The organism is Diaphorobacter sp. JS3051, assembly GCF_015832135.1.
Classification (GTDB): Bacteria; Pseudomonadota; Gammaproteobacteria; order Burkholderiales; family Burkholderiaceae_C; genus Diaphorobacter; species Diaphorobacter nitroreducens.
In genome coordinates this window covers 1,133,239-1,147,987 of sequence record NZ_CP065406.1, presented here as the reverse complement: position 1 = coordinate 1,147,987, position 14,749 = coordinate 1,133,239, and the positions used below count along the sequence as shown (strand labels likewise).

Here is a 14,749-nt window from a genome sequence, read left to right as displayed (position 1 = left end):
ACCAGCCTATTCCAGTGTACTTTCCGCAAAAAAGCCTGCAATTATCGCACAAGCTGATTCAGCGGTGCTAGGCCATGCTGCTGATGGTGCGGCGAAAGCGCGCCAGCGACAGGGCGAACAGGACCGAGCCGATGCCCGCCAACGCCAGGAACTGCGGCCACACCACGTCCATGCCTGCGCCGCGGTACAAGATGGCCTGGCCCAGCTCCACGAAGTGCGTGGTGGGGGCCGCCAGCATCAGGTCCTGCACCAGCGCCGGCATGCTCTCGCGCGGCGTGGTGCCGCCCGACAGCATCTCCAGCGGGATGAGCGTGAGCACCATGAGCAGCCCGAACTGCGGCATGCTGCGCGCCACCGTGGCCATGAAGATGCCCATGGAGGTGGTGGCGAACAGGTGCAGCGCCGCCCCGGCCACGAACAGCGCCAGCGAACCTTCGATCGACACGCCCAGCAGACCCCGCACCACCAGGTTGAGCGAGACGAAGGCGGTCACCAGCACCACCAGCCCCATCGACCAGACCTTGGACAGCATGATCTCGGCCGGGGTGACCGGCATCACCAGCAGGTGTTCGATGGTGCCGTGCTCGCGCTCGCGGATCAGCGCCGCGCCCGTGAGGATGATGGACAGCATGGTCACGCTGTTGATGATCTGCATCAGGCTGCCGAACCATGCCTTGTCCAGCGCGGGGTTGAAGCGCATGCGCAGCGCCAGATCCACGGGTGGGGCTGCGGTGCCGCGGTAGCGTTGCACGAACTCGCTGACCTCGCTCAGCACGATCTGCTGCACGTAGGCATTGCCGCTGAAGGCCTGGCTCATGCGCGTGGCGTCCACGTTCAGCTGTACTTCCGCTGCCCGGCCCGCGAGCACGTCGCGCTGGAAGTCGGGCGGGATGTTGAGCACGAAGGTGTAGTGCCCCGCGTCCATGCCAGCATCCATCTCGCGCGCGGTGATGAGCGCCGGCGTGTTGAACTGCGGCGGGTAAAAGGCCGAAACGATGCGCTGCGACAGTTGCGACTGGTCCTCGTCCACGATCGCGATCGGCGCCTTGTGCAGGATTTCGGGCATGGCCGTGGCGGCGGCGTACACCAACAGCGTGAACACATACACGATCAGCACCAGCATGGTGGGGTCGCGCAGCAGGCTCCACAACTCCTTCACGCCCAGGCGGTAGATGTTGAGCAGGTGCAGGCGCACGGATGAGGAGGAGCCGGGCATTGGTCAGCGCTCCTGCTTCTTCAGCAGCGCAATCGCGCCCAGCATGACCACGGGCACCGACGCCAGCAGCGGCAGCAGCGCGCCCTGCAGGTCGGCCAGTCCCAGTCCCTTGCTGAAGACGCCGCGGCTGATCATGAACATGTACGTGGCCGGGTAGACCGAGCCGATGAGGCGGCCGCTGCCCTCCAGCGACGAGACGGGATCGATCAGGCCCGAGAACTGCACCGCCGGTATCAGCGTGCCGATGAGTGCGAAGAACATGGCTGCAATCTGGCTGCGCGTGACGCTGCTGGCCAGCAGGCCCATGCCGGTGGAGGTGACCGAGAACACCAGCGCTGCCAGCGCCAGCGTGGCAAAGCTGCCGGTGATGGGCACGCCGAACACGGTCACCGCCAGCAGGCACATGAGCAGGAAGTTCAGCATGGCCAGCAACACGTAGGGCAGTTGCTTGCCCAGCAGGAATTCGGTGCGTGTGACGGGCGTCACGTACAGGTTGAGGATGGAGCCCATCTCCTTCTCGCGCACCACGGCCAGCGCCGTGAGCATCGCCGGCAGCATGAGCATCAAGAGCTGAATCACCGCCGGCACCATGGCGGGCAGGCTGCGCACGTCGGGGTTGTAGCGGTAGCGCGATTGCACGGTCACGCTGCTGGCCAGGCGCTGCCCCGTGCGCTCGTGCAGTTGCGCGGCCAGCCAATGCTGGTGCATGCCTTGCACATAGCCGCGCACGGTCTCCGCGCGCATGGGCATGGCGCCGTCCACCCAGGCGCCGATCTCCACGTTCTTGCCGCGCAGCACGTCGCGGGCAAAGCCGCTGGGGATCTCGATGGCCAGCGACAGCTCGCCGCTGCGCATGCGCCGGTCCAGCTCGGCATGGTCCGACAGCGGCGGTTGCTCGATGAAATAGCGCGATCCCGAGAGCGCGTTGGCATAGCTCTGGCTCAGCGTGGTCTGGTCGCGGTCGAGCACGGCGTAGCGCAGGTTCTCCACATCCATGTTGATGCCGTAGCCGATCACGAACATCAGGATCAACGAGCCCGCCAGCGCCAGCGTGGCGCGCACCGGGTCGCGGCGCAGCTCCAGCGACTCGCGCCACATGTAGCTCAGCATGCGCTGCAGGCTGAAGGCGCGGTGCCGGGGTGCTTCTATTTCAGGAGCTGCTGCCGCTTGATTTGCGGGTGTTTCAAACTCTTTTGCGTTTGATACGACCGTCGATTGAGCGCTGAAAGCTCCTGTTTTTGTAGCGCCGTCATCGGCCGCGGGCTCGCCAGCGGCCTCCAGCAGGTAGCCGATGAACGCCTGCTCCAGCGTCTGGGCGCCGCGCCGGGCCATCAGCGCGGCCGGCGTGTCGCTGTCCAGCACCCGGCCCGCGTGCATCATGGACATGCGGTCGCAGCGCTCGGCCTCGTTCATGAAGTGGGTGGAGATGAAGATCGTCACACGGTCGCGGCGCGACAGTTCGACCAGCAGGCGCCAGAAGGCGTCGCGCGCCACCGGGTCCACGCCGGAGGTGGGCTCGTCCAGGATCAGCAACTCGGGCCGGTGCACCATGGCCACGGCCAGCGACAGGCGCTGGCGCATGCCCAGCGGCAGGTTGGCGGGCAGGGTGGCACGCTCGTCCTGCAGGGCAAAGCGCTGCAGCATCTCGTCCACGCGCGCTGTCACCTGTTCTTCCGGCACATGGAACAGACGCGCGTGCAGCACCAGGTTCTGCTCTACCGTCAGCTCGCCATACAACGAGAACGCCTGCGACATGTAGCCCACGCGCCGGCGCGTGGCCATGTCGTGCGGGTCCACCGCCTGCCCGAACAGCCAGGCACGGCCCTCGGACGCAGGCAGCAGTCCGGTGAGCATCTTCATGGTGGTGGACTTGCCGCAGCCGTTGGAGCCCAGAAAGCCGAAGATCTCGCCGCGTCGGATGCGAAAGCTCACCTGGTCCACGGCCACGAAGTCGCCAAAGCGCATGGTCAGGCCCTGCGCCTCGATGGCAATGTCGTCCTCGCCGTTGGTCGGCAGCGGTGGAATCACCACCGGGCTGTGGCCGCGCTTCCTGGCTTCGGGCAGCAGGGCGATGAAGGCTTCCTCCAGGGTGTCGACGCCAGCACGCTGCAGCAGCTCTTGCGGTGTGCCCGTGGCAAGAACGGCGCCATCGTCCATGGCCACCAGCCAGTCGAAGCGCTGCGCCTCGTCCATGTAGGCGGTGGCGACGATCACGCTCATGTGCGCGCGCTCGGTGCGGATGCGGGCGATCAGCTCCCAGAACTGCGCGCGTGCAAGGGGGTCCACGCCGGTGGTGGGCTCGTCCAGGATCAGCAGGTCAGGGTCATGGATCAGCGCGCAGCACAGCCCCAGCTTTTGCTTCATGCCGCCCGAGAGCTTGCCCGCGGGCCGCGCGAGGAAGGGGTACAGGCCTGTGCTGCGTGTGAGGTCGTCAATGCGCCTGCGCCGTTCGGCCACGCCGTGGCCGAACAGGCGCGCGAAGAACTGCAGGTTCTCCTCGACCGACAGCGTGGGGTAGAGGTTCTTGCCCAGGCCCTGCGGCATGTAGGCGATGCGCGGGCAGATCGCGTCGCGGTGCGCCTTGCGCGCCATGTCGCCGCCCAGCACCTGCACGCTGCCCTGCTGCAGTGCGCGCGCGCCGGCCATCAACGCCAGCAGGCTGGACTTGCCCACGCCGTCCGGCCCGATCAGGCCCACCATGCGGCCGGTCGGTATGTCCAGCGTGATGCCGCGCAGGGCCTGGGCCGCGCCGTAGCGCAGTTGCACGTCCCGCAGCCGGGCCACGGGGGTGGCGGTCTCAAGGTGCTGGGGCATGGAGCAGCCGGGCGTCACGGTCCGTCAGGGGGCCACGACGTTGTGCAGGTGCGCCGGCCAGTCGCGGCCCTCGTCCAGCTTGATCCAGGCCTGGCCGGGCAGGCCGGTCTTCACCTGCGTGATGTGCTTGCGCAGCAGCTCGGGGGCGATGCGCGCGCGCACGCGGAACATGAGCTTTTGCCGCTCGCTGGCCGTCTCCACGGTCTTGGGCGTGAACTGCGCCGTGCTGGCGACGAACGACACCTTGGCCGGGATCACATACTGCGGTGCGGCGTCGAGCACGATGCGCACCTCGGTTCCCAGCGCCACGCGGCCGGCCACGGTCTCGGGCAAGAAGAAGCTCATGTACACGTCGGTCAGGTCCACCAGGTTCAGCAGCTTGCCGCCGCCGCCCAGCACTTCACCAGGCTGGGCCAGGCGCAACTGCACGCGGCCATCGCGCGGGGCGGCGAGTTCGCTGTCGGCCAGGTCGGCGTTGATGCGCTGCACGGTCGCATCGGCGGCTTTTACCGCCGATTCGGCGCCGGCCACCTGGGTGCGCGCGGCAACGATGGCCGCGCCCGCGGCCTGCGCCTGTGCCTGCGTGGCCTTCAGCGCGGCCTGTGCGCTGCGCACGCGGGCCCGGTCGTCGTCCAGTTCCTGCTCGGAGGATGCGCCCTCGCGCGCCAGCGTCTCCGACCGTGCCGCGCGGCGCTGAGCGGCGTCCAGGTCGGCCTCGCGCTGGGCGATCAGGGCCTGGGCGGCCGTGTGCTCGCTCTCGCGCAGTGCCACCTGGGCGCGCGCGGAGGCCACGGCCTGCAGGGCGCGGTCGCGGCTGGCCTCGGCCTCGCGCTGCTGGGCCAGCAGGCTGTCCACCTGCATGCGCGCCAGTGGCTGGCCGGCCTGCACGAAGTCGCCTTCCTGCACCAGGATCTCGGCCACGCGGCCGGCGTACTTGGTGGCCACGTCCACCTCGGTGGCCTCGATGCGCCCGTTGCCGCCCACAAGGCCGGCGTTCTGCTGCGTTTCCTTCCACTGCAGCCAGGCGTAGCCGCCCAGTGCGGCGATGGCAGCGATTGCGGCTGCGGCGATGAGGATTTTCTTGGGAATGGTCATGCGAGGGTCCCGTTGGGTTGTCAGCGCGCGGGCGCGCCGCCGCCCAGCGCGGCATAGACGGCGATGTGTGCTGCCTGTAGCGCATAGCGTGCCTGCACGAGTTGCTGCTCGGCGGCCAGCAGGTCGCGCTGGGCATCCAGCACTTCGAAGTAGGGCGTGGCACCGTGGTCGTAGCGCAGTTGCGCCAAACGTGCGCGTTCATGCAAGGCGTCGCGCTGGGCCTGCTGCAGCGTGATCTGGCGCGCTGCCGTGGCGCGCGTGGCCAATGCGTCTGACACTTCGCGGAAGGCCGTCTGCACGGTCTTTTCGTAGTCGGCCACAGCGATGTTCTGGCGTGCGGCGCTCAGATCCAGGTTGGACTGCAGGCGCCCGCCGTCGAAGAGCGGCACAGAGATGCTGGGAGCGAACGTCCAGGCGCGGCTGCCGCTGTCGAACAGGCCGTCCAGGTGCGCGCTGGCGGTGCCCGCACTCGTGGTCAGAGCGATGCGCGGAAAGAACGCTGCGCGCGCGGCTTGCACGCGGGCGTTGGCGGCGTGCAGGGTGTGCTCGGCGGCGGCAATGTCGGGGCGGCGCAGCAGCAGGTCGGAAGGCAATCCCGCGGGCACGGTGGGAAGGGCGACGGCAGCCTGGGGCGGCGCCAGGGCCAGCGCATCCCACGGTACGCCCACGAGCTGCGCCAGCGCATGGGCCTGCAGTGCCTGCTGCTGCGCGAGCTGGGTGCCGATGGATTCGGCCTGGTACAGCAGAGATTCCACCTGCGTCAGCGCCAGGCGCGAGATGGCGCCGGCCGCGTGGCGGCGCCCGAAGATGCGCAGGCTCTCGCGGCGCGTGGCGATGGTGTCTTCTGTCAGCGCGATGCGTTCCTGCGTTTCGCGCCATGCGAGGTAGTTGCGTGCCACCTGGTTCACCAGTGCGGCCTGGGCGGCGCGGCTGCCTTCGGCGGAGGCGAAGTAGGCCTGCTGCGCTGCCGCCTCCAGGCTGCGCACGCGGCCCCACAGATCCAGCTCCCAGTTGCTGATGGCAAGGCCCACGCGGTGCTCGCCGGTGGTGACGGCGCGGCCGGCCACGTTCAGGTCCCCCGGCACGCGGGCGCGGGTGTGGCTGCTGCCCACGGCCAGGGTCGGCCAGCGTTCGGCGGACTGCAGGCCCAGGGCGGCGCGCGCCTCGTCCACGCGCAGCATTGCCAGGCGCAGGTCGCGGTTGTTCTCGAGCGCCTGGCGCACCAGGCCTTGCAGTGTGGGGTCGCGGTAGAACATCCCCCACTCGGCCTGGTCGTCAACGCTGACGGTGCTGTCATCGAAGGCGACGGGTGGCACGGGCCATGCGGCGGGCAGCAGCGCAGGGGAGGGCACGTCCGTTCGCACCCCTGCCATGCATCCGGCGACTGTGACGCAGATCCCGAGCAGGCCCGTGCGCAGCGCTGGGCTGTCAAGGAGCGACACGAGGGCGGGGAGGGCGAAGGGCATACGCAGGCCGGCGATGGTAATCCGCAATTTCGTTCGCAGCGCCCGGTCCGTTGGGCGCCCCATTGCGGGCCACCATGATATCGAAATGAGATGACAGCCAGTATGGGCCGGCGCGTCGCGCCGTGTCTTGAGGCGAATCAAGTGAGCGGTGGGCGGGGAGTCACGCCTGCGCACAGCGAGGGGCAATGGGCGGCCATGAAAAAGCCCCGCACGATGGCGGGGCTGGGCAAAGCGGTGGAGCAGACCAGGTCAGCCGCCGCGGCGCATGGCCTCGAAGAACTCCACGTTGGTCTTGGTTTCCTTCATCTTCTTGATCATGAGTTCCATGGACTCGATCTCGTCCATGTTGTACATGAACTGGCGCAGGATGCGCGTCTTCTGCAGGATTTCGGGTGCCAGCAGCAGTTCCTCTCGGCGTGTGCCGCTCTTGTTGAGCTCGATGGCCGGGAACACGCGCTTTTCGTAGAGGCGGCGGCTCAGGTGGATTTCGCAGTTGCCCGTGCCCTTGAATTCTTCAAAGATCACTTCGTCCATGCGGCTGCCGGTATCGACCAGCGCCGTGGCAATGATGGTCAGCGAGCCGCCTTCCTCGACCTTGCGCGCCGCGCCGAAGAAGCGCTTGGGGCGTTGCAGGGCGTTGGAGTCCACGCCGCCGGAGAGCACCTTCCCGCTGGAGGGCACCACGTTGTTGTAGGCGCGGGCCAGGCGGGTGATGGAGTCCAGCAGGATCACCACGTCCTTTTTCAGTTCCACGAGGCGCTTGGCGCGCTCGATCACCATCTCGGCCACATGCACGTGGCGTGCGGCGGGCTCGTCGAAGGTCGACGCAATGATTTCGCCCTTGACCGAGCGCTGCATCTCGGTCACTTCCTCAGGGCGCTCGTCCACCAGCAGCACCATCAGGTGCACATCGGGGTTGTTGGCCGTGATGGCATGGGCGATGTGCTGCATCATCACCGTCTTGCCGCTCTTCGGAGGCGCGACGATCAGCGCGCGCTGGCCGCGGCCGATGGGGGCGATGATGTCGATGATGCGGCCGGTGATGTTCTCCTCGCCCTTGATCTCGCGCTCCAGCCGCATCTGCTCCTTGGGGAACAGCGGCGTGAGGTTCTCGAACATCACCTTGTGCTTGTTCTGCTCGGGCGGGCCGCCGTTGACGGAGTCAAGCTTGGTCAGCGCGAAGTAACGCTCGCCGTCCTTGGGCGTGCGCACCTCGCCTTCGATCATGTCGCCGGTGTGCAGGTTGAAGCGGCGCACCTGGCTCGGACTGATATAGATGTCGTCGGTGCTCGCGGTGTAGCTGGTGTCGGGGCTGCGCAGGAAGCCGAAGCCGTCGGGCAGGATCTCAAGCACGCCGTCGGCAAAAATCTGCTCGCCGGCTTTTGCACGCTTCTTGATGATGGCGAACATCAGCTCCTGCTTGCGCATGCGGCCGCCGTTTTCGATTTCCAGGTCTTCGGCCTGCTTGAGGACTTCAGACACGTGCAGTGCCTTGAGTTCGTTAAGGTGCATGGAGTGACTCCTGGACGGAGTGGAAATGTCTGTGTGAGGGGAAGGGGTGCGTTTCGTGCGGGCCATGGGTGATGGCGGACTTGGCGAGCCTGTGATCCGGAGCCGGCCGCTGGGTGCACGTGCGGCGAGGCGATCAGCGCGAATTATGACAGGAAAAGTTCTGCGCTATTCGCAGGTTGCCCGGGTGCTGCGCACCTCGGAAGACTGCCGGCCGCGCAGGGCGGCCGGCAAGAAGGGAATCAGGCCAATTGCTGGTCGATGAAGGCGGTGAGCTGGGCCTTGCTCATGGCGCCTACCTTGGTGGCGGCGAGTTCACCGTTCTTGAACAGCATCAGCGTGGGAATGCCGCGGATGCCGAACTTGGCGGGAATCTCGCGGTTCTCGTCCACGTTCATCTTGGCGATGGTGAGCTTGCCCTGGTAGGCGCCAGCCACCTCGTCCAGGATGGGGGCGATCATCTTGCAGGGGCCGCACCACTCGGCCCAGTAGTCCACCAGCACCGGAGTGCCGGCTTTCAGCACGTCGGCTTCAAAGCTGGCGTCGGAGAGATGTTTGATGAGTTCGCTGGCCATGGCGCGTTCCTTGGTTCCTTGTGTGAGCAGTGGGCGATGCCGGTACGTATAAAGTCCAGTCATTGTGACAGAAACCGAATCCCCGCATCCTCATATGGCCGGTGCTTGTAACGCTATGACACCCATAGCAAAAGACGATCACGCCGCAGCGTGCAGCGCGGGGTGGCGCGCGGTTTTCGAGCAGGTGCGCTCAGCGGCAGCGCAGCACGGCGCGCACCTGGCGGCCACCGTGGTGCTGGTGCCGTATGCCCAGCTCATGGGCGAGGCGCGCCGGCAATGGCAGCGCGCCTACCCGCAGGGTTTCGCGCCGCGCTTCGAGACCACGCGCAACTGGGCTGCCCAGCTGGGCGCGCCTCTGGCGGAGGGCGGCGAGTACGCGGGCGATATGGCACGCGATGCGGTCACCGCACGTGCATTGCTCGACCGCGCCGGTCTTGCCGCGCACCGCGAAGTCCTCAGCGGTCCGCTGCTGGAGATGGCCGCGCAGTTGGCGGTGGTGGCAGCGGCCGTGGCTCCTGACCGGCGCCCGGACTGGGGCGAGGCGGCGCGCGCCCTGCTGCCGGCGGCGGGCGACGGTGGCGCGCTCCGGCTGGAGGCCGCCGCAGCGCGCATCGCCCTGGAATGGGTGCTGGCCTCGCGCCACGTGGGGGATGTGCTGTTCGAGTCTGGCGTGCGTGCGGCCGTGCCGCTGCTGGTGGTGGTGCAGGGCTTCCAACCCGACCCCCTGGCCCGCACATTGGCGCGGCACTGGGCAGAGGCGGGCCTTGTCGTGGACCTGCCGCAGGTGATGGACGGCGGGAAGGCCGGCGTGCCAACCTTGCATGCCGTGCCCGATGCCGAGGACGAGGCCCAGCGCGCCGCCGCCTGTGTGTTGCAGCACCTGGCGCAGGGACAGGCGCCCGTGGCGCTGGTGGCCAACGACCGCGCGCTCACCCGCCGCATCAGCGCCTTGCTCGGCGGCGCAGGCGTGGCTGTGCACGACGAAAACGGCTGGCTGCTCTCCATCACCCACGCCGCGGCGCGGCTGATGGCGGTGTTGCAGGCCTGTGCCTGGGACGCCACCGCCGATGCCGTGCTCGACTGGCTCAAGCAGTCGCCCGCGGTGGATGGGGCCGCACTGCGCGCGCTGGAGCACTGGCTGCGCCGTGCGGGCGCCCGGCATTGGAGCGGCGCGGCGACGCAACTGCAGGCGTTGGCTGAGCGGCGCCCGGCCGAGGCCGTGTTGGCAGACCAGGTACAGGCCTGGCGCGCGCAGCTGCGGGCCGCGCGGCCGTTGGCCCAGTGGTTGCAGTCGCTGCGCGTGCTGCTGCAGGACTGCGGCCTGTGGGACGGGCTGCAGCAGGACGAGGCCGGTGCGCGCGTGCTTGCCGAGCTGCGCCTGCCCGAGGGCCTGCAGGACGATCTGCAGGACATGGACGGGGCCGGTGCGCGCATGGCGCTGGCGGACTTCACGCGCTGGGTGGGAGAGGTGCTGGAATGCGCGCGCTATCGACCGGCCTATGTGGACGATGCACCCGTGGTGGTTCTGCCCCTGCCGCAGCTGCTGGCGCGCCCGTTCGCTGCGCTGGTGCTGCCCGGCTGCGATGAGAAACGCCTGCAGGCCGCGCCTGAACCGCCCGGCCCCTGGACGCAGGCGCAGCGCGAGGGACTGGGGCTGCCCACGCGCGACCTGTTGGCCGCCGCGCAGCGCGCCGCCTGGCGGCAGGCCCTGCGCATTGAGCGTGTCGACCTCCTGTGGCGCGTGGGTGACGAGGGGGGCGAACCCCTCCTGCCGAGTCCGCTGGTCCAGGCGCTTCGGCTGGACGGAACCGGCACGGACGGTGCCGATCCCCGGGTGACGCGCAGCGTGCCCGTGGCACCCACGGCGCGTCCGCTGCCGGTGGGCGCGCAGCTGCCGGTGCAACGGCTGTCGTCCTCGGCATATTCCGACCTGCGCCACTGTCCCTACCGCTTCTTCGCGCTGCGCCAACTGCAGCTGCAGGAAGACGACGAACTGGACGCCGGGCTGGACAAACGTGACTTCGGCACCTGGCTGCATGCCGTGCTGCAGCACTTCCATGAGGCGTTGCAGGACGCGCCCACGGGCGACGCCGCGGCGCGCACGGCGCTCATGGACGAGGCGGCTGCGCGCGCCACGCGCGAGCTGGGGCTGCAGGAGGGCGACTTCCTGCCCTACGCCTCGGGATGGCCCGCGCTGCGCGCCGGCTATCTGGAATGGCTGGGCAAGCACGAAGCCGCTGGCGCCTGTTTTCGCCAGGCCGAGCTGCGCGCGCGCCAGCCGCTGGGCGCGCTGGAACTGGTCGGCACACTGGACCGTGTGGACGCCGTGCGTCCGCAGGGCGGCGGCGAACCCCTGGCGCTGGTGATCGACTACAAGACCGAAAGCGACGCCCTCACGCGCGGGCGCATCAAGGCCGGGGCCGAGGACACGCAGCTCGCCTTCTATGCCGCATTGCTGCAGGACGACACCTTGCGGGCCGCGTACGTGAATGTGGGCGAGCGCGGCGAAACCCGGCTGCACGAGCAGGACGACGTGGTGCACCTGCGCGACCTGCTGCTGGACGGCATCACGCACGACATGCAGCGCATTGCCGCCGGCGCGCCGCTGCCCGCGTTGGGCGAGGGCAGCGTGTGCGAATGGTGCGCCGCGCGCGGTCTGTGCCGCAAGGATTTCTGGAATGAGTGAAGCTGCCGCGCAAGCCGCCTACGAACACAACGGCCAACCGGTCACGCGGGAGGCCTTCTATGCCATCGCCTGCGACCCGCAGCGCAGCGTGGCCGTGGAGGCCTGCGCCGGCGCCGGCAAGACCTGGATGCTGGTCTCGCGCATGCTGCGCGCGCTGCTGGACGGCTGTGCGCCGCACGAGATCCTGGCCATCACCTTCACCAAGAAGGCCGCGGGCGAAATGCGCCAGCGCCTGCAGGAATGGCTGCAGGAGTTTGCGGCCAAGCCGCTGCCTGATCTGGAAAAGGAGCTGATTGCAAGAGGAATCGGGCCGCAGCGCGCTCTGGACAAGCGCGAGCAGCTACAAAAACTATACCGGCAGACGCTGGACGCGGGCCGCCCCGTGCAGATACGCACCTTTCACAGCTGGTTTGCGGCGCTGCTGGGCACGGCGCCGCTGGCGGTGCTGGAGCAGCAGGGCCTGCCCGCCCATTACGACTTGCTGGAGGATGACGCCGAGGCAGTGCGCGAGGTCTGGCGCCCCTACCTCGCCGCCGTGGCGCAGGACGCCGCGCTGCGCGCGGATTACGAAGCCTGCGTGGCGCATCACGGCCGCTCGCAGACGCACAAGGCGCTTGAAGGCGCGCTGGCCAAGCGCGTGGAGTTCGCGCTGGCCGACGAGGCGGGCGTGGTGGACGCATCGATCCCGCATTTCGGCACGCAGTTCGCGGACCTTGCCGGCTTGCACCATCCGGCCGATGCGCTGGCCAGCGACGCAGCGCGCCAGCGCTGGCATGCCTGGGCCCAGGTGCTGGGGGCGCAGGCGAACAAGACGCCGCAGAAGGCCGCCAACGCGGTGATCGACGCCTGGCTGTGCGACGACCTGGGCCAGCGTCTGGACACGCTGCGCAAGGCCTTCTTCGTGGCCAGCGAGGATCGCCTGTCCAAGAATCTGGAGAAGTTCGCCGCCGCGCAGGAGGCCGAGGGCGAACTTCAGCGCCTGTGCGCCGCGCGCCGCCAGCACGAGGCCTGGCTGCACCAGCAGCGCATGGCGCGGCTGGCGCGTGCGCTCATCGCGCAGTTCGCCCAGCTCAAGCGCGAGCGCGGCTGGGTGGACATGAACGACGTGGAGCGCACGGCGCTGGTCATGCTGTCCGACCCCATCCTCTCGGGCTGGGTGCAGGAGCGGCTGGACGCGCGCGTGCGCCACCTGCTGGTGGATGAGTTCCAGGACACCAACCCGCTGCAGTGGCAGGCGCTGCATGCCTGGCTGGCCGGTTACGCGGGCGCGGGCGGCGGCCAGCAGCCGCCCAGCGTGTTCATCGTGGGTGACCCCAAGCAGAGCATCTACCGCTTTCGCCGCGCCGAGCCGCAGGTCTTCAAGGCCGCCCAGGCCTTCGTGCGCGAGGGGCTGGGGGGCGACCTGCTGGCCTGCGACCACACGCGGCGCAACGCCATCGGCGTGATCGCAGCGGTGAACCGGGCCATGCAGGCGGCGCAGGCGCAGGGTGAGTACGCGGGCTTTCGCGACCACACCACCGAATCGCGCGACCCGGGGCAACTGCTGCGCCTGCCCCCGATCACGGCGCCTGACGGGGGTGATGCCGCCGCGGCCACTACCCCCGAGTGGCGCGACACTCTGACCCAGCCGCGCCATGAAGCCGAGGAAACCCTGCGCATGCGCGAATGCGCGCAGGCTGCGCAATGGGTGGCGGCGCAGATCGCCGCGGGCGTGCAGCCGCAGGAGATCATGGTGCTCGCGCGCAAGCGCGACCGGCTGGCCTCCCTGCAGGAGGCCCTGCGCGCGCTGCACGTGCCCTGCGTGCAGCCCGAGAAGGCCGAGCTGGGCGAGGCGCCCGAGGTGCAGGACATCGTCGCGCTGCTGGATGCGCTGGTCTCGCCGGGGCATGACCTTTCGCTGGCGCGTGCGCTGCGCTCGCCGCTGTTCGGCCTGACGGATGACGCGCTGGTGCAGATTGCGCTGCGGGTACGCCAGACGGCCGCAGAAGGATCCCCGTGCAGCTGGTTCGACGTACTTCAAAAAAGTGAGCTGCTTCCGCCCGACCTGCAAGCGCTGGCGCCTGTTTTGGCTCAATACAAGCGATGGGTGGAAACACGCCCCCCCCACGATGCGCTGCATGCCATCTACGAACACGGCGACGTGCCCGCGCGCTTTGCCGCCGCGGCTCCCGCCTCGCAGCGTGCGGGCGTGCTGGCCAACCTGCGCGCTTTGCTGGCCGCGGCGCTGCAGCAGGACGGGGGACGCTACCTCACGGCCTATGCCTTCGTGCGCGCCATGAAGCGCCCGGGCATGCGCGCACCCGGCCGCGTGGAGGCGCAGGCCGTGCGCCTGCTCACCATCCACGGCGCCAAAGGGCTGGAGGCGCACAGCGTGCTGCTGCTGGACACCGATGCGCGCGCGCAGAAGGCCGAGACCATGGGCGCGCTGGTCGACTGGCCGGGCGAGCAGGCCGCTCCGCTGCGCTTTGTCTTTCTGGCCAGCGAATCCAACCCGCCGCCCAGTGCGGTGGACCTGCTGGCGGCGGAACTGGCGGAGCGCCAGCGCGAGGAGCTCAACACCCTCTATGTGGCCATGACACGCGCCAAGCATTGCCTGGCCTTGTCGGCGGTGCAGTCCAGCACGGCCGCGCCCGGCAGTTGGTGGAACCGGCTGGCCGAGTCCCTGCAGGACGCGCCAGTGCCGCCCGCCGCGCCATTGGGCGATGTGGCTGACGATGCCGCCGTCGCGTTGCCGCAGCTTCCGCCGTATGCGGGGGCTGCGCCGGGGGCACAAGCCGCTGCGGCGGGTGCTCCCGTCTCCACCCCGCAGTCGCGCCAGGGCGAGGCCATGCACCAGTTGCTGGAGCAGGCGGGCGTGGTCGGCGCCCGGCGGGCGGGCGGCGTGTGGCCCGCGCGGCGGCTGGCGCAGCTGGCGCGCGACTTCGACATCACGGCGGAGGCCGCCGCACAGGCCGCAGCGATGGCGCGGAGCATTCTGCAGGGCGAGGGTGCCTGGGCGTGGAACCCCGATCACGTGGAGCAGGCCCTCAACGAAGCGCCGCTGGTGTACCAGGGCCAGGGTCTGCGTCTGGACCGCCTGGTGCGGCTGCGCCAGCCGCGCGAGGGTGCGCGCTGGTGGGTGCTGGACTACAAGAGCGCCACCGCGCCCGAGCGCCAGCCGCAGCTGATGGCCCAGCTGCGCCTGTACCGCGAAGCGGTGGGAGCGCAGTTTCCGGGCGAACAGGTGGGCGCGGCTTTCTTGACGGGCGATGGGAGGCTGGTGGTCGTGGACGCGCCAGGGCAGGGCGTGCTGTTCTAACCGGGTGGGCAGGCGCCGGGCCTGTGGCCGGCGTACAGGAATACCCCGCGTCGTGCGCAGGGGTAGGTACCATCGGTTGATTCTGCCGAT

Annotated in this window: 8 protein-coding genes; 2 read left to right on the top strand and 6 right to left on the bottom strand. The window is 69.2% G+C overall.

Annotated elements, in window-relative coordinates; all coding sequences use genetic code 11:
* Positions 1-67: 67 nt before the first annotated feature.
* From I3K84_RS05395 to trxA, 6 genes are all read right to left on the bottom strand, one after another.
* Entirely contained in the window at positions 68-1,216 is a 1,149-nt protein-coding gene (locus I3K84_RS05395) for an ABC transporter permease (RefSeq protein ID WP_196995656.1), read from the bottom strand.
* A gap of 3 nt (positions 1,217-1,219) precedes the next feature.
* A complete protein-coding gene (rbbA, locus tag I3K84_RS05390) occupies positions 1,220-4,030 on the bottom strand; it encodes a ribosome-associated ATPase/putative transporter RbbA (RefSeq protein WP_196995655.1) in 2,811 nt (936 codons plus the stop codon).
* 24 nt (positions 4,031-4,054) lie between these two features.
* Positions 4,055-5,125: an HlyD family secretion protein gene (locus I3K84_RS05385; RefSeq protein ID WP_172206710.1), complete on the bottom strand. Its 1,071-nt coding sequence runs from the start codon at positions 5,123-5,125 to the stop codon at positions 4,055-4,057.
* A 20-nt stretch (positions 5,126-5,145) separates the two neighbouring features.
* The gene (locus tag I3K84_RS05380; RefSeq protein WP_370567826.1) at positions 5,146-6,498 is read right to left on the bottom strand and encodes an efflux transporter outer membrane subunit; all 1,353 of its coding nucleotides are present in this window, start codon (positions 6,496-6,498) and stop codon (positions 5,146-5,148) included.
* Between the two features lie 342 nt (positions 6,499-6,840).
* Complete coding sequence (gene rho / locus I3K84_RS05375; protein ID WP_011805564.1) at positions 6,841-8,103, bottom strand: transcription termination factor Rho; 1,263 nt, start codon at positions 8,101-8,103, stop codon at positions 6,841-6,843.
* Positions 8,104-8,342: 239 nt separating this feature from the next.
* Positions 8,343-8,675 carry a thioredoxin TrxA gene (gene trxA, locus I3K84_RS05370; RefSeq protein ID WP_011805563.1) on the bottom strand — a complete coding sequence of 111 codons (333 nt, stop codon included), beginning with the start codon at positions 8,673-8,675 and terminating at the stop codon, positions 8,343-8,345.
* A 115-nt stretch (positions 8,676-8,790) separates the two neighbouring features.
* Here trxA and I3K84_RS05365 point away from each other — a divergent pair, with 115 nt between their 5' ends.
* Positions 8,791-11,361, top strand: coding sequence for a PD-(D/E)XK nuclease family protein (locus tag I3K84_RS05365; protein ID WP_196995653.1), 2,571 nt, complete (start codon positions 8,791-8,793; stop codon positions 11,359-11,361).
* Positions 11,354-14,659, top strand: a complete 3,306-nt coding sequence (locus I3K84_RS05360; protein ID WP_196995652.1) for an exodeoxyribonuclease V subunit beta — start codon at positions 11,354-11,356, stop codon at positions 14,657-14,659. The genes I3K84_RS05365 and I3K84_RS05360 overlap by 8 nt, the downstream gene beginning before the upstream one ends.
* Positions 14,660-14,749: the final 90 nt, after the last annotated feature.